This is a genomic window from Paracidovorax sp. MALMAid1276, from assembly GCF_049198005.1.
Lineage (GTDB): Bacteria > Pseudomonadota > Gammaproteobacteria > Burkholderiales > Burkholderiaceae_C > Acidovorax.
Map to the genome: position 1 here is coordinate 15,812 of NZ_JBMIRS010000239.1, position 15,259 is coordinate 31,070.

Below are 15,259 nucleotides of genomic sequence, written 5' to 3' on the forward strand. Positions count from 1 at the left end.
GGGTCAGTCCTCCCGCGTGCCCAGCAGGCCCTTCGGGCGGAAGATCAGGATCAGCACGAGGAACAGATAGGGAAGGATGGGGGCCACCTGAGAAATGGTGAGCTTGAGCAAGGGATAGCCGAATGTCTGCTCGGTCACGGCAACGCCCACCGCGCTGAACGCATGGATGAGCGAGTAGTCGAGCGCCACGGCAAAGGTCTGCACCAGCCCGATGAGCAGCGATGCCAGAAAGGCGCCGGCCAGAGACCCCATGCCGCCCACCACCACGACCACGAAGATGATGGAGCCCACCGAGGCCGCCATGGCAGGCTCGGTCACGTAGGTGTTGCCGCCGATGACGCCGGCCAGCCCTGCCAGCGCTGCACCACCGCCAAACACCAGCATGAACACACGCGGCACGTTGTGGCCGAGGGCTTCCACCATCTCCGGGTACTTGAGCGCCGCCTGGATCACCAGGCCGATGCGGGTGCGCGTGAGCAGCAGCCAGACCGAGACGAGCATCACCAGCGCCACCAGCATCACGAACGAACGCGACCGGGGAAATTGGGTGCCGTAGAGGGTGAACAGCGGCCCCTGCAGCTGCTCGGGCAGACCGTAAGGCACGGTGGAGCGGCCCCACACGAGCTGCACGATCTCGAGAATCAGGTAGGAAAGGCCGAACGTGACCAGCAGTTCGGGCACGTGGCCGAACTTGTGCACGCGGCGCAGGCAATAGCGCTCGAAAGCGGCACCCAGCGCGAACACCGCCAGGGGGGCCAGCACCAGCGCCGGCCAGAAGCCCACCACCCCGGAGATGGTGAACGCAAAGTAGGCACCCAGCATGTAGAAGCTGGTGTGCGCAAAGTTGAGCACGCCCATCATGCTGAAGATCAGCGTGAGGCCGGAGCTCAGCATGAACAGCAAGAGCCCGTAGCTCACGCCGTTCAGCAACGAGATCACGAAAAACTCAGGATTCATTGGAATTTTTCATCGCAAAGTAAAAAAAGGCCCGAGGAGGTCGGGCCTGAAAGGTCAGCAACCAGGGTTACGGACGCTTCATCTGGCACGAGGTGGGCGTGCTGGCCACATAGGGCTCGTAGTACTTCACCGGGATGAAGGTGTGGCCCGTGCCTTCAGAGTCGATCGGGTGCTTGGCGTCGGTCTTCTCCCACTTGGAGATGAACAGACCCTGCTGCAGCTGGTGGTCGGTCTTGCGCATCTCGACTTCGCCGTTGAAGCTCTTGAACTTCATGCCTTCCAGCGCGGCAGCCACTTTCACGGGATCGGTGGACTTGGCCTTGACGAAGCCTTCCGACAGCAACGTGAACGCGTGGTACACGGCACCGGTATACATGTCGTCGTTGAACTTCTTCTTGTAGTCGACCACGATCGGGTTCAGCGGGCCAGGCAGGTTCATGTGCGCATAGGCGACCATGTAGACGCGGCCAGCAGCCGCAGCACCCATGGCGGTGGGGCTGCCGGTGACGGAGCCGTAGTAGGTGTAGAACTTGACGTTGTTCAGACCGGCATCGTTGGCGGCCTTGATCAGCAGCGCCAGGTCGGAGCCCCAGTTGCCGGTGATCACGCTGTCGGCGCCCGACTGCTTGATCTTGGCGATGTAGGGCGAGAAATCGCGCACCTGGGCCAGGGGGTGCAGGTCATCGCCCACGAACTGCACGTCGGGGCGCTTGCGCTGCATCATCTCCTTGGCGAACTTCGAGACCTGATGGCCGTGCGAGTAGTTCTGGTTGATCAGGTAGACCTTCTTCACATCGGGCAGGTCCTTCATGTAGGTCGTCAGCGCTTCCATCTTCATGGAGGTGTCTGCGTCCAGGCGGAAGTGCCAGTAGCTGCACTTGCTGTTGGTGAGGTCAGGGTCCACGGCAGCGTAGTTGAGGAACAGCACTTCCTTGCCGGGGTTGCGGGCGTTGTGCTTTTCCAGCGCGTCCATGATGGCCAGGGCGGGGCCGGAGCCATTGCCTTGCACCACATAGCGTGCGCCCTGGTCCATGGCCGAGCGCAGGGCGCTGGTGGTCTCTTGCGGGCTCAGCTTGTTGTCGATGCCGATGATCTCGAACTTGACGCCGGCGGAGTTCTTTTTGTTGAACTCTTCAGCGATGAACTGGAAGCTCTTGAGCTGGTTGGTGCCAACCGCAGCCATCAGGCCGGACAGCGGATCGAGCCAGGCAATCTTGACGGTCTCGCCCTTTTGAGCAAATGCGCCGCCAGCGCTTGCCAGGATTACCGAGGCTGCTACAGCCTTAATAGCAAATTTCATGGTCTTGTCTCCTTGTGAATCGACACAACGCAGCGTACCGCGTTGCAACAAATGCGATGCTCAGGGATTGCCCCTAGCAGCGTCGCACACGTGACTGGATGGGCCCTTTGCGAGGGCGCACCACACTGGGGCAACACGCCGGTCGATCGTTGTCTGCGACCTCGGCATGCGTGCTGCAATGACCCTGTCACAGGCCCGGAAGCTTGTAGTCCTTGAGCTGCTCGCGCAGCTTGGTCTTGAGCATCTTGCCGGTGGCTCCGAGCGGAATGGCATCAACGAACACCACGTCATCGGGGATCTGCCACTTCGCCGTCTTGCCTTCGTAGAACGCCAGCAGTTCCTCGCGCGACACCTCGGCTCCGGGGCGCTTGACGACCGCGACGATGGGGCGCTCGTCCCATTTGGGGTGCGGCATGCCCACGCAGGCCGCCATGGCGATGGCCGGATGCGCCATCGCAATGTTCTCGATGTCGATGGAGCTGATCCATTCGCCGCCCGACTTGATCACGTCCTTGCTGCGGTCGGTGATCTGCATGAAGCCATCGGCATCGATGGTGGCCACGTCACCGGTGGGGAACCAGCCCCGGCCCTGGGCGTCCTTGACGAGCGGGTGGCCGCCTTCGCCCTTGAAGTAGCTGTCGACGATCCACGGCCCCTTGACCAGCAGGTCGCCGTAGGTCTTGCCGTCCCACGGGAGCTCTTCGCCATCGGCCCCCACGATCTTCATGTCCACGCCGTAGATGGCGCGGCCCTGCTTGAGCAGCACCTTCATCTGCTCGTCCTTGGGCAGATCGAGGTGCTTGTTCTTCAAGGTGCACAGCGTGCCCAGCGGGCTCATCTCGGTCATGCCCCAGGCGTGCAGCACTTCCACGCCGTAGTCTTCCTTGAAGGCATGGATCATGGCGGGCGGGCAGGCCGAGCCGCCGATCACGGTGCGCTTGAGCGTCGAAAACTTCAGGCCCGCTGGCTTCATGTGGCCCAGCATCATCTGCCACACGGTGGGCACGCCCGCGGCATAGCTCACCTTCTCGGACTCGATGAGTTCGTAGATCGACTTGCCGTCCATGGCCGGGCCCGGAAACACCAGCTTGCAGCCCGTGAGCGCGGCCGAATACGGAATGCCCCAGGCATTGACGTGGAACATGGGAACGACCGGCAGCACCGAGTCGCGGGCCGAAAGGCACATTACGTCGGGCAGCGCGGCCGCATAGGCGTGCAGCGTGGTGGAGCGGTGGCTGTAGAGCGCAGCCTTCGGGTTGCCCGTGGTGCCGCTGGTGTAGCACATGCTGGACGCCGAGTTCTCATCGAACTCGGGCCACGCGTAGTCAGGCGAATGGGCGCCAATCCATTCCTCGTAGCTCACCAGGTGGGGCACGCCGGAGTCTGTGGGCAGTTTGTCGGCATCGCACAGTGCCACCCATTTCTTCACCGTGGGGCACTTGGCGTGAACGGCCTGCACCAGCGGCAGAAAGGTGAGGTCAAAGCACAGCACCTGGTCTTCGGCGTGGTTGACGATCCACGCGATCTGGTCGGGATGCAAGCGCGGGTTCACCGTGTGCAGCACGCGGCCCGAGCCGGAGACACCGAAGTAGGTCTCCATGTGGCGGTAGCCGTTCCAGGCCAGCGTGGCGACGCGGTCGCTGAACTGCAGCTTCATGGCATCCAGCGCATTGGCCAGGCGGCGGGCGCGTGCAGCGAGGTCCCGGTAGGTATAGCGATGAATGTCGCCCTCGACCCGCCGAGAGACGATCTCCGCGTCGCCGTGATGGCGTTCGGCGAACTCGATCAGCGACGAGATCAAAAGCGGTTGGCTCTGCATCAGGCCCAGCATGAATGCTCCTTGGATGTTGTAGTGAATGGAAAGATCATCGTAGCGCGGCGCGGGTCACTGGGTGCCATCCGGCGTGTGCCGAACGGGCAGCCGTGGCGCGGTCTGCGGGGTGCTGCGCAGTGTGCGCCGTGCGGGCGCGATTGCCAACACCTGTCGTCCCGTTGACAAACCCACAGGGATTACCCTGCCCGCTGCAGCGAACAGTGACAATGCGCCGCATGCTCTGCCTTGCGCCCACCGCCCAGCGGTTCATCGAATGCCAGCCCTGGTTTGCCAGCGTGCCCAGCGCCTTGCAAGAGCGGCTGCGTGCCGAGGTGTCATCCACCCAGGCCGGTAAGGGCGACGTGGTGATGCCTGCTGGCAGCGCCGTGCTGGGCTGGCACGCCGTGCTGTCGGGGCTGGTGATGCTGCAGAGCCCGGCGAGCAAGGGGCGCTCGTCGGCCTTCATCGGCGTGCCAGATGGCGAATGGTTTGGCGAAGGCTCGGCCATGAAGCCCGAACCACGCCGGTACCACGTGGTGGCGCTGCGGCCCACCACGCTGCTCAACCTTCCCTTGCCGCTGTTCAACGCGCTGCGCGACACCCACCTGGGCTTCAACCAGTTCCTGGTGCTGCACCTGAACATGCGGCTCGCACAGGCGATGACCATCATCGAGGCCGGGCGCACGCAGTCCACCGAGCACCGCGTGGCGCTGTACCTGAGCCGCTTGTTCTGGCGCAGCACGCGCAGGCTCAACCTGACGCAGGACGAGCTGGGCCAGCTCGTGGGCCTGTCGCGCCAGACCGTGAACCGCGTGCTGCGCAGCCTGGAGGAGCTGGGCATCGTGTCCCTGGATTTCGGCAGGGTGGCCATCGTGGATGACGATGCACTGAACGCATACCTTGCCGCCACCGCAGCATGACATGAACCGCCCATGGAGGCGCCGCGCGCCTGCGCCCTTTCGCGGCCCACTGCGCGATTCGGTTGAAGAGCACCGGGGGTGCGTCGGCGCAGCCCTTGCGCCAAGGCACTGGCCGCGAACACGAGCGTTGGCTGTACCGCAGGCTGCACAGGCACCGAGGACGAAGAAAGCAACATGAGACCCGCCATCCTCACTGCACGCTCAGCCGCGCGGCGTTCGGGTCGGCGTCGAAGATGAACTTGCGCGGCCAGGGTTGCCATTCCTGCCCCAGCCCTGCATGGTTGGGATTGCCGCTGTGCACAAAGGCACGCACGCTGTCCATCATCACGGCCGACAGCGCCAGGCGCCCCGGCTGGTTCGCCGTGCTGTTGGCCGCCTTGGCCAGCAGCGAGGGGCCGAAATTGCCAAACACAAAGGGCAGGTCAAAGCCGTGGGCCGCGCCGTACACGTCCTTCCACGGCGCCGGTTGCTGGGCCCAGTTGAACTGGTAGCTCCACACGGCGGACTGTTGGGTGCGCAAGGTGTTTAGCAGGTTGTCGCGGCTCGGATCGATAAACGCCGCGCCCAGCATCCGCATGCGGGCGTTGTAGCCCGTGGCGGGCGCGTCGACGGGCAGATACGACGGGTCCAGGATGTCCGCCACGGTCAGCGAAGCGGGTGCGTCGGGGTTGAAGTTCTGCGTCATGGCGAAGCGCTCGGCATCGCTGATCTTCATGCCAGGCTTGCCGCCCAGCAGCGCCAGGAAGGGCGCGAAGAGCTTGGCCTCGTCCAGCGTGTAGCCCGACAGCACCGGCACCTTGTGATAGCGCCCGGCGCCGATCTCCGCGATGGGGTCCACCGGAATCACCACGCCGTCCGGGATGGGCCCCGACCCCGTGAGTCCGCTGGCCAGCACCGTCTGCAGCACCACACGTCCGTCCTTGCCGCGCAAATAGCCTGCAGTCTGCGCGGGCGTCCAGCCCGCCACCAGCGCTGCGGCGGCAGGTGCGTCGGCTGCCAGGCCGTCGGCCACGGCCAGCGCCGCCACCAAGGCTCCGGCCTGGGCCGCGTATTTCGAGGCGGGGTTCAACGTCGGGATCGTTCCGGCCGGCAGGTTGCCAGGCAGCGATATGCCCGCGCTGATGGGCAACACCTTGTGGAACAGCCCCGCAGCGGGCGGCGCCGTGAGCAGTGCGAGCACGTTGGTCGCTCCGGCGGACTGGCCCATCAGCGTCACGTTCGAGGGGTTGCCGCCAAACCGCGTGATGTTGCCCTGGATGAACCGCAGGGTTTGGATGTTGTCCAGCAGTGCATAGTTGCCGGTGTACGCTTGGCTGCCGGAGTGCAGGGCAGGCAGTTGAAAGAACCCCATCACATCGAGCCGATAGTTGGCGGTGACCACCACGGCATTGGCCTTGCGCGCCAGTGCGGCACCGTCGTACACGGGGTCTGCGGTGTAGCCCGAGATGCCGCTGCCGCCGTGCAGGAACAGCACCACCGGCAGGTTGTCCTGCGCGTTCGCCGGGCGCCAGATGTTCAGCGTCAGGCAGTCTTCGCTGCCCACAGGCTTGCCCAGGGTCTGGCCGATGGTGTCGTCGAACCGGTTGTTCGCCCCCGGCCCGTACAGGCGCCCCATCTGCAGGCAGGCATTGCCGAAGCGGGTAGTGTCGCGCTCGCCCGTCCAGGCCGCAGGCTCCTGCGGGGGTTGCCAGCGCAAATCACCCACGGGAGGCCGCGCAAATGGCACGCCTTTCCAGGCATAGGTGCCGGACGCAGCACTGTCGTCCACACCGCGCACGGTGCCATACACTGTCTGCCGCACTTCAGGGGCCGCGCCCGAGCCGCCACACGCGGCAGCACCGGCCAGCACCGCCAGCACGGCAATGCCGCACCGCAAGCGCCTGTAAAAATCCGCCATGTCTTGTCTCCTTTTTTGGTTTCGGGCCCTGCCTCTGCGAAGCGTTCACTTGCAGCAGGGCCGGACCTCGGGGACGATTGTGTGAACGCATCGCCATCGGCCCACTATCGCAACCGCGCCAAAACAGTGACTTCAGACCACCATCCTCGCGTTAACCCTGAGCGTGCACGGCACCCCGTGCAGATGCCCACCCCTTGATCCATCCATGACCCAACGCACCAGTTCCGCCGCGTGGGTGCGCGGCGTTGCAGACATGTTTGCGGCCCAGGGTCTGCCTGCGGCCGATTTGTGCGCCGAAGCCGGCATCGACCTGCATCAACTGCAGCAACAGCCGCAGATGCGCGTGGATGTGGACCGCGTGAGCCGGTTGTGGGAGGCCGCTGTGCTGCGCTACGGCCTGCCGGGCCTGGGCCTTGCGCGCGAGCTCGCCTCGCGCTACGGCAACGTGGATCTGGTCGGCTATGCCCTCGCGTCGGGCCCCAATCTGCTGGTGGGCTTTGAGCATCTGCAGCGGCAGATGGCACTGATCTCGGACGCCACCACGTTCGAGATGGCGCGAGACGCGCGCGGCCAAGGCTGCTGGCTGGCGATCAGCCACATCGGCGCCACCCGGCCCGTGCCGCGCGAGCGCATCGAATTTGCGGTGCTCACCCTGTTCACCCTGTGCTGCTGGCTGACGCGGCGCGAGCTGGTGCCCCTGGCGATGGACCTGACCACCGCAGCCCCGCACGACGACAGCCTCCACCGCGCGGCCTTTGGCGTGCTGCCGCGGTTTGGCCAGCCGTCGAGCCGTTTCCTGCTTGCCGATGCGGACCTGAAAACGCCCATTCCCACCCACAACCCGGGCCTGTGGGCCCTGCACGAGCGGCTGGTCGAAACCGAACTCGACCAGCTGGGCCAGACGCTGGCCAGCACCCGGGTGCGCACCGAGATCGCCCGCGTGCTGCACCTGGGCGAACCCCGGCGCGAAGACATCGCCGCGCGGCTGCACCTCACCGACCGCACGCTGCAGCGCCGGTTGCAGGCCGAGTCGGTGTGTTTTCAACAGCTGCTCGATGACACACGCCGCGAGCTGGCACGCCAGCACCTGAGTGACGAACGACGCAGCCTGGCCGAAGTGGCCGACATGCTGGGCTTTGCGGATCAGAGCAATCTGTTTCGCGCCTGCAAGCGCTGGTTCGGCATGCCGCCCGGGCAGTACCGATCACAGCAGCTTCAGACCCCCACCGAAGCTGCGTCCGGATCCTGAACCACCACAGAAACCACAGAAACCACAGCCACCACAAGCGCCAAAGGCGCCACGGGCCCCTAACGCCAGCGGCGCCAGCGGCGCCAGCGGCGCAAGGCCTTGTCCTCCCTGTGCCATCCCTGGTGCGAGACAATCGCGCCATGCACCCGAGCGTCGACCCCAGCGAAACCCCCGCCGACCTGGGCCTGGACTGGAACCACGGTTTCGCAGCACTGGGCCCCGCCTTCTACACCGAACTTCGCCCCACCCCACTGCCTTCGCCCCACTGGGTGGGCACCAGTCCCGACGTGGCGCGCCAGATCGGGCTGGACCCCGACTGGCTGGCGCGCGACGAAGCGCTGCAGGTTTTCACGGGCAACGCCCTGCCCGCCGGATCTCAGCCGCTGGCCAGCGTCTACAGCGGCCATCAGTTTGGCGTGTGGGCAGGCCAGCTGGGCGACGGCCGGGCCATCCTGCTGGGCGAGACCGCCAATGGCCACGAGATCCAGCTCAAAGGCGCGGGCCGCACACCCTATTCCCGCATGGGCGACGGCCGCGCCGTACTGCGCTCGAGCATTCGTGAATTTTTGTGCAGCGAGGCCATGCAGGGCCTGGGCATTCCCACCACGCGTGCGCTGTGCATCACCGGCTCGCCCGCACCCGTGCGGCGCGAGGAGATCGAGACCGCCGCCGTGGTGACGCGCGTGGCGCCCAGCTTCGTGCGCTTCGGGCATTTCGAGCACTTTGCCGCCACCGGCCAGGAAGCGCAGCTGAAGGCGCTGGCCGACCATGTCATCGACCGCTACTACCCGGCATGCCGCGACTCCCGCGATCTGGGCGGCAATGCCTACGCAGCCCTGCTGCAGGCGGTGAGCGAGCGCACCGCTGGCCTCATGGCACAGTGGCAGGCCGCAGGGTTTTGCCACGGCGTGATGAACACCGACAACATGAGCATCCTGGGCCTGACCATCGACTACGGCCCCTTCCAGTTCCTGGATGCGTTCGTGCCCGGCCACATCTGCAACCACAGCGATACGCAGGGGCGCTACGCCTACAACCGCCAGCCCAACGTGGCGTACTGGAACCTTTTCTGCCTTGCGCAGGCACTGCTGCCGTTGATCGGCGACGAGGAACTGGCCAAGGCGGCCCTGGAGTCCTACAAGACGGTGTTTCCGCAAGCGTTCATGGCCCGCATGCGTGCCAAGCTGGGCCTGACGACAGAGCGTGAACAGGACGCCGAACTGATCGACGACATCTTGTTGCTGCTGGCCAGGAATGGCGTGGATTACCCCATCTTCTGGCGCCGCCTCTCACACGCAGTGCGTGCAGGCGCGTTCGAGCCCGTGCGCGACCTGTTCGCAGACCGCGAAGCGTTCGACGCGTGGTTGCTATCATATTCAGAGCTATCAGCGCTTGACAGTAAAGCGCTGAGCACTGATTTGATGCTTAAAACCAATCCCAAGTTCGTGCTGCGCAACCACCTGGGCGAGCAAGCCATCCGGGCCGCGAAACTTGGCGACTTTGGCGAGATCGAAACCCTGCAGCGGCTTCTGGAGCGCCCCTTCGACGAGCACCCCGGGTACGACGCCTACGCCGCCTTCCCGCCCGACTGGGCCTCCTCCATCGAGATCAGCTGTTCATCATGACCCACCCCATCCAGAAGACCGATGCCGAATGGCAAGCCGTGTTGCGTGAAAAGGGCGCCGAGCCTGTGGCCTTTCAGGTCACACGCCACGCGGCCACCGAACGCCCCTTCACCGGCAAGTACGAGGCCCATTGGGCCGACGGGAGCTACCACTGCATCTGCTGCGGCGCCCAGCTGTTCGAATCCGGCACCAAGTTCGACGCCGGCTGCGGCTGGCCCAGCTTTTCCGAAGCGCTGCCGGGTGCCATCACGGAAATCGTGGACCGCAGCCACGGCATGGTCCGCACCGAAACGGTGTGTGCACAATGCGGAGCCCACCTGGGCCACGTTTTTGAAGATGGCCCGGCACCGACGGGCCTGCGCTACTGCATGAACTCGGCATCGCTCGACTTTGAACCCGGCAAGGGCTGACAGGCAACCTGGCGAACGCCGAGACTCTTCCTCCTCCCATGAAAATTCTGATCGACTTCTTCCCCATCCTGCTGTTCTTCGGGGCCTACAAGCTGTACGGCATCTATGCAGGCACTGCCGTGCTGATGGCTGCCACCGTGGTGCAGATGGGGCTGATCTACGCCATCGATCGCCGCCTGCAGACCATGCACAAGGCCACGCTGGCGCTCATCCTGCTGTTTGGCACGCTCACGCTGGTGCTGCAGGACGACCGGTTCATCAAATGGAAACCCACGGTGCTGTATGGAGCGATGTCGCTGGCGCTGGCCGTGGCGCTCTGGGGCGTAAAAAAGAACTTCCTCAAGATGCTGCTGGGCAGCCAGCTGGAATTGCCCGACACCGTGTGGCAGCGGCTGAACGTGGCATGGATCGCCTATTGCGCGTTCATGTCGGCCATCAACGCCTATGTGGTCATGAACTTCAGCACCGAGGCGTGGGTGGACTTCAAGCTCTGGGGGTATGCCTTCCCGCTGGTGTTTCTGGTGGCGCAGGGCTTCTATATTGCGCCCCACCTCAAGAGCGACGGCGACGAGCCCGCCGCATGAACATGCACCCCCAAGCCACGCCACGGCCGCGTGACGCGTGGCCAGAGCCCTTCACACGCCCCCAATGACCATCACCGCCGCCCATTTGCAGCATGCGCTGCAGTCCCGCCTGGCGCCCACTCGCCTCGAAGTCATCGACGAAAGCGCCGCCCACGCGGGGCATGCGGGTGCGAACGGCACCGGCTTTGGCACCCATTTCCGGGTACGCATTTCGTCACCTTTGTTTACCGGGCGGGCACGCGTGGCGCAACATCGCCTTGTGTATGATGCGCTGCAAGAATTTATTGACCAAGGCCTCCACGCCCTCGCCATTGAAGTTCTCTGAACCGGCACCATCTTCTGCTTCGCCGGGTTCAGCTGGCAACCAACTCCCCTCATTTTTTGGATTTCTCATGAAGAAACAGCTCCTGTCCGGCCTTGTGGCCGCTGCCGTGCTGGGCACCGTGGCCCTGCCCGCTTCCGCCCAGAACCTCGCCATCGTGAATGGCAAGGCAGTGCCGAAAGAGCGCGCTGAAGTGCTCAGAAAGCAAGTGGAACGTTCGGGCCGCCCCGTGACGCCGGACATCGAAGGCCAGATCAAGGAAGAAGTGATCGCCCGCGAAATCTTCATGCAGGAAGCCCAGAAGCGCGGCCTGGATGCATCGGCAGACTACAAGGCGCAGATGGAACTGGCCCGCCAGACCATCCTGATCCGCGAACTGTTCGCCGACTACCAGAAGAAGAACCCCGTCACGGACGCCGACATCAAGGCCGAATACGACAAGTTCGTGGCTGCCAACAGCGGCAAGGAATATAAGGCCAGCCACATCCTGGTGGAGAAGGAAGACGAGGCCAAGGCCATCATCGCTTCCATCAACAAGGGCGCCAAGTTTGAGGACATCGCCAAGAAGCAGTCCAAGGACCCAGGCTCCGGCGCCAAGGGCGGCGACCTCGACTGGGCGGCGCCTGCCAACTATGTGGGCGAGTTCAGCAACGCCATGGTCAAGCTGGAAAAGGGCAAGATGACCGAGGCGCCCGTGCAGAGCCAGTTCGGCTGGCACATCATCCGCCTGGACGACGTGCGCGAAGCCCAGTTGCCCAAGCTGGAAGAAGTCAAGCCCCAGGTGGCCGAGCAGCTCCAGCAACAAAAGCTGGTGAAGTTCCAGGAAGACCTGCGCGCCAAGGCGAAGATTCAGTAAGCCTCACCCCCATGCCAGTGAGGCAGCGCGCGTCCTGACCCGGGCGCACACTGCTTCACCCCGGCTCACCACAAAAAACGCGGCCAGTAGCCGCGTTTTTTTATGGGCTCCATCCGCTTTGTTTGTGGAATGGGCCGACCAGCCCCATTCAATCAACGCCCCAGCATCCACCCCGCTGCCACCAGCAGGCCGATCATCACTGGCTGGTGCAGCATGTAGTAGCTCAGGCTCCATCTTCCAAGCACGGCCAGCGGTGCCAGCGGCGCCGCGAGGGGCACCGTCAGCCACGAGCCGCCACGCTGCCGCAGCGCCCACTGCCCTGCGGCAAGCCCCCACCACAGCACCCCCAGCCACGGCAACACAGGCACATAGTCTTCCGTGTACGGCTTGCGGGAGACCAGGCCCAGCACGTTGAGGGGCTTGCTGTTGAACCAGGCCGATGCGTCGGCCCACGGGCCTGACAGCAGGGCATGTGCCGTTGGCGGCAACGCCACCGCGACCAGCCCTGCCAGCCACAGCCAGCGCCCCCAGCCTGCGGTGAGACGGGCCACGATGAGCATGACCGCCATGCCATGCAAGACGCCGAAATAGATGAAGCTTTGCGGAAACATCACCACGGAGCCCGCCGTGACCAATAGGGCACAGCCTGCCACCTGCAGCCACCGGCGGGCAAACCGCGCCCAACCCTGCCCCTGCTGCCACGCGATCGCCTGACCAAGACCCGCGCAAAACAGGAACAGGCTGACGATGGCTGTGCGCTGCACCGTCCAGAACGGATCTGCGCGAAAGTTTTGCGGCCAGTAGCCGAAATGGCTCAGGTCAAAGCAAAAGTGGAACACCGTCATCCACACCATGGCAAACCCACGCAAGGCATCGACCGTGTCGTAGCGAGAGGCTGCAGGGGCAGAAGACAAAGGCGCAGAAATCTTCATGGCGGGCGGTGGACGCGGTACACGCAAAGCCTTGGATTGTGCGCCAGTGGGGGCAATGAGGCGCGGCGCCCGGCACAGCGCCGCTCACGCAGCATCGGGCATGAAAAAAGGCCTTGCAGCGATCACTGCAAGGCCTTCAAACGTTGGTCGGAGCGGCGGGATTCGAACTCGCGACCCTCTGCTCCCAAAGCAGATGCGCTACCAGGCTGCGCTACGCTCCGACAGCTCGTATTCTAACCCGGCAAATTTCTCATTTTGGTTTGGATCACCGCTTTTTGAAATTTTTTTGAGCCGGTCCAGCGCAAGGCATGCCGCGGGTCAGCGCGACGACGGGCCAGGGCCGCGGCCGGCCAGGTGGCGGAACGTGATGCGACCCTTGGTCAGGTCGTAGGGCGACATTTCCAGCGACACCTTGTCACCCGCCAGGATGCGGATGTGGTGCTTGCGCATCTTGCCGCCGGTGTAGGCAATCAGCTGATGGCCGTTGTCCAGCGTGACGCGAAAGCGCGAGTCGGGCAAGACTTCCGTGACGGAGCCTTGCATTTCAATCAGTTCTTCTTTGGCCATGTTCCATCTATCTCTTCAAACAAATATTCTGTGATCGGCGCCCGAGCGCTGGCTGGTGCACCCCGCCACGGCAGCAGCAGCGTGGCCGACGAGGGTGCACATTGCAAGGCAGGCGGTGGGAGTCGCTGCACCCGGGGCGCAGATCAGGCAGAGGGCCGGGGGAGACGGCGTCTATGGGCAGCACGAGCACTGCGCAAAGCCTGTCAATTGTACCGCGATGTACCCGACTGTGGCTATTGCACGCCATTGGCAGGTCTGCGGCTGCCTTTTTGCCGCCCCTGCGCGAAAGGCTTGCGTAACCCCACGGTGCCAGCATCATCGACAGGATGGCGCGGCAGACGCTCGGCCGCAGGCGCCGAAAGTGGGGTTCTGGAAACTACCTAGAATCCGCTGCCGCGCATGCGAACAAGAATTTAAATGCATGCCATATACTTGCCATCGACGTTTTATGCACTTTACTTCATGCGCCCCATCACCATGATGGCCAGACGCCCGGAGCATACGCCGCTGGCCGCCAGCCCAGCGCCGGTTCGGGTAAGCCATAGGTGTTCACTGACGGACGCATGCAGTAAATTACTTTAAGCCTAAACAAAGGAGCCTCTCCCATGACGACTCGCCGCCTTGTTCTCAGCCGCAGTGCCGCCCTTGTGGGCGCGGCCTCATCGGGCCTGCTGCTGCCCTCCATCGTGCGTGCGCAAAGCGGCAAGGTGCGCGTGGGCTTCATGCTGCCCTACACCGGCACCTTCGCCCAGTTGGGGGTTGCCATCGAGAACGGCGTGCGCCTGGCCATCGACCAGCAAGGCGGCAAGCTGGGCGGCCGCGAGATCGAGTGGTTCAAGGTGGACGATGAATCCGAGCCCAGCAAGGGCGTGGAAAACGCCAGCAAGCTGGTGCAGCGCGACAAGGTCGACGTGCTGATCGGCACTGTGCACTCGGGCGTGCAGATGGGCATCCAGAAGGTGGCGCGCGACACCGGCGTGCTCAATCTCATCCCCAACGCGGGCGTGCATGCCGCCACCCGCGCGCTGTGCGCGCCCAATGTGTTCCGCACCTCCTTCAGCAACTCCCAGCCCACGCTGGCGCTGGGCAAGGCGATGGTGGACAAGGGCCACAAGAAGGCGGTGTGGATCACCTGGAAGTACGCCGCCGGCGACGAAGCGTTTGAAGGTTTCAAGGAAAGCTACACCAAGGCCGGCGGCACCATCATCAAGGAGCTGGGCCTGCCCTTCCCCAACGTGGAGTTCCAGGCGCTGCTGACCGAGATTGCGGCGCTCAAGCCCGACGCGGTGGCCTGCTTCTTTGCCGGCGGCGGTGCCGCCAAGTTCATCCGCGACTATGCTGCCGCGGGGCTCAAGGACAAGATTCCACTGTACGGCTCGGGCTTTCTCACCGAGGGCGTGCTCGATGCCGCCGGACCGGCAGCCGACGGCATCATCACCACCATGCACTACAGCGACTCGCTGGACACCCCGCGCAACAAGCAGTTCCGCCTGGAATACGCCAAGGCCTTCCGCAGCCAGCCCGATGTGTACGCGGTGCAGGGCTATGACACGGGCCTGTTGCTGGTGCAGGGCGCCAATGCCGTGAAGGGCGATCTGTCGGCCAAGCCGGCCGTCATCAAGGCCATGGAAAGCGCCACCATCGACAGCCCGCGCGGCAAGTGGACCATGAGTCGCGCGCACAACCCCGTGCAGGACATCTACCTGCGCCAGGTGGAAAACAAGGAAAACAAGGTGATCGGCGTGGCCGCCAAGGCGCTGGCAGACAGCGGCGCCGGCTGCAGAATGTGACACCCCCCTGAGGCGCTGCGCGCCTTCCCCCCGCTCT

General features: G+C 64.4%; 14 protein-coding genes and 1 tRNA gene. 8 read left to right on the plus strand and 7 right to left on the minus strand.

Going from position 1 to position 15,259, the window contains the following annotated elements; genetic code table 11:
• Positions 1 to 3 precede the first annotated feature (3 nt).
• From ACOQFS_RS19670 to ACOQFS_RS19680, 3 genes are all read right to left on the minus strand, one after another.
• Positions 4 to 957, minus strand: a complete 954-nt coding sequence (locus tag ACOQFS_RS19670; RefSeq protein ID WP_421564513.1) for a branched-chain amino acid ABC transporter permease — start codon at positions 955 to 957, stop codon at positions 4 to 6.
• A 67-nt stretch (positions 958 to 1,024) separates the two neighbouring features.
• Positions 1,025 to 2,257: a branched-chain amino acid ABC transporter substrate-binding protein gene (locus tag ACOQFS_RS19675; RefSeq protein ID WP_421564514.1), complete on the minus strand. Its 1,233-nt coding sequence runs from the start codon at positions 2,255 to 2,257 to the stop codon at positions 1,025 to 1,027.
• 187 nt (positions 2,258 to 2,444) lie between these two features.
• Positions 2,445 to 4,088 (minus strand): 3-(methylthio)propionyl-CoA ligase, encoded by a 1,644-nt coding sequence (locus tag ACOQFS_RS19680; RefSeq protein WP_421564515.1) that lies wholly within the window; start codon positions 4,086 to 4,088, stop codon positions 2,445 to 2,447.
• Between the two features lie 218 nt (positions 4,089 to 4,306).
• On the opposite strand from ACOQFS_RS19680, the gene ACOQFS_RS19685 reads away from it, so the two are divergent.
• Positions 4,307 to 4,990, plus strand: coding sequence for a Crp/Fnr family transcriptional regulator (locus ACOQFS_RS19685; protein ID WP_421564516.1), 684 nt, complete (start codon positions 4,307 to 4,309; stop codon positions 4,988 to 4,990).
• A gap of 190 nt (positions 4,991 to 5,180) precedes the next feature.
• Here the strand turns inward: ACOQFS_RS19685 and ACOQFS_RS19690 are convergent, their stop codons facing one another.
• Positions 5,181 to 6,887, minus strand: coding sequence for a carboxylesterase/lipase family protein (locus tag ACOQFS_RS19690; RefSeq protein ID WP_421564517.1), 1,707 nt, complete (start codon positions 6,885 to 6,887; stop codon positions 5,181 to 5,183).
• Between the two features lie 205 nt (positions 6,888 to 7,092).
• Between ACOQFS_RS19690 and ACOQFS_RS19695 the strand changes: the two genes are divergently transcribed.
• From ACOQFS_RS19695 to ACOQFS_RS19720, 6 genes are all read left to right on the plus strand, one after another.
• Positions 7,093 to 8,136, plus strand: coding sequence for an AraC family transcriptional regulator (locus tag ACOQFS_RS19695; protein WP_421564518.1), 1,044 nt, complete (start codon positions 7,093 to 7,095; stop codon positions 8,134 to 8,136).
• Between the two features lie 140 nt (positions 8,137 to 8,276).
• The gene (locus ACOQFS_RS19700) at positions 8,277 to 9,761 is read left to right on the plus strand and encodes a protein adenylyltransferase SelO (RefSeq protein WP_421564519.1); all 1,485 of its coding nucleotides are present in this window, start codon (positions 8,277 to 8,279) and stop codon (positions 9,759 to 9,761) included.
• Entirely contained in the window at positions 9,758 to 10,171 is a 414-nt protein-coding gene (gene msrB / locus ACOQFS_RS19705; RefSeq protein WP_421564520.1) for a peptide-methionine (R)-S-oxide reductase MsrB, read from the plus strand. The genes ACOQFS_RS19700 and msrB overlap by 4 nt, the downstream gene beginning before the upstream one ends.
• A 38-nt stretch (positions 10,172 to 10,209) precedes the next feature.
• The gene (locus tag ACOQFS_RS19710) at positions 10,210 to 10,755 is read left to right on the plus strand and encodes a septation protein A (RefSeq protein WP_421564521.1); all 546 of its coding nucleotides are present in this window, start codon (positions 10,210 to 10,212) and stop codon (positions 10,753 to 10,755) included.
• A gap of 64 nt (positions 10,756 to 10,819) precedes the next feature.
• Positions 10,820 to 11,080: a BolA family protein gene (locus ACOQFS_RS19715; RefSeq protein WP_421564522.1), complete on the plus strand. Its 261-nt coding sequence runs from the start codon at positions 10,820 to 10,822 to the stop codon at positions 11,078 to 11,080.
• Between the two features lie 67 nt (positions 11,081 to 11,147).
• Positions 11,148 to 11,933, plus strand: coding sequence for a peptidylprolyl isomerase (locus ACOQFS_RS19720; protein WP_421564523.1), 786 nt, complete (start codon positions 11,148 to 11,150; stop codon positions 11,931 to 11,933).
• 152 nt (positions 11,934 to 12,085) lie between these two features.
• Here the strand turns inward: ACOQFS_RS19720 and ACOQFS_RS19725 are convergent, their stop codons facing one another.
• The 3 genes from ACOQFS_RS19725 to infA all read right to left on the minus strand — a co-directional run bounded on the left by ACOQFS_RS19725 (position 12,086) and on the right by infA (position 13,432).
• Complete coding sequence (locus ACOQFS_RS19725) at positions 12,086 to 12,865, minus strand: heparan-alpha-glucosaminide N-acetyltransferase (protein ID WP_421564524.1); 780 nt, start codon at positions 12,863 to 12,865, stop codon at positions 12,086 to 12,088.
• A gap of 144 nt (positions 12,866 to 13,009) precedes the next feature.
• Positions 13,010 to 13,086 (minus strand) — tRNA-Pro (locus tag ACOQFS_RS19730).
• 97 nt (positions 13,087 to 13,183) lie between these two features.
• A complete protein-coding gene (infA, locus tag ACOQFS_RS19735; RefSeq protein ID WP_063460522.1) occupies positions 13,184 to 13,432 on the minus strand; it encodes a translation initiation factor IF-1 in 249 nt (82 codons plus the stop codon).
• Between the two features lie 605 nt (positions 13,433 to 14,037).
• On the opposite strand from infA, the gene ACOQFS_RS19740 reads away from it, so the two are divergent.
• Complete coding sequence (locus ACOQFS_RS19740) at positions 14,038 to 15,222, plus strand: ABC transporter substrate-binding protein (protein ID WP_421564525.1); 1,185 nt, start codon at positions 14,038 to 14,040, stop codon at positions 15,220 to 15,222.
• The last annotated feature ends 37 nt before the right edge of the window (positions 15,223 to 15,259 follow it).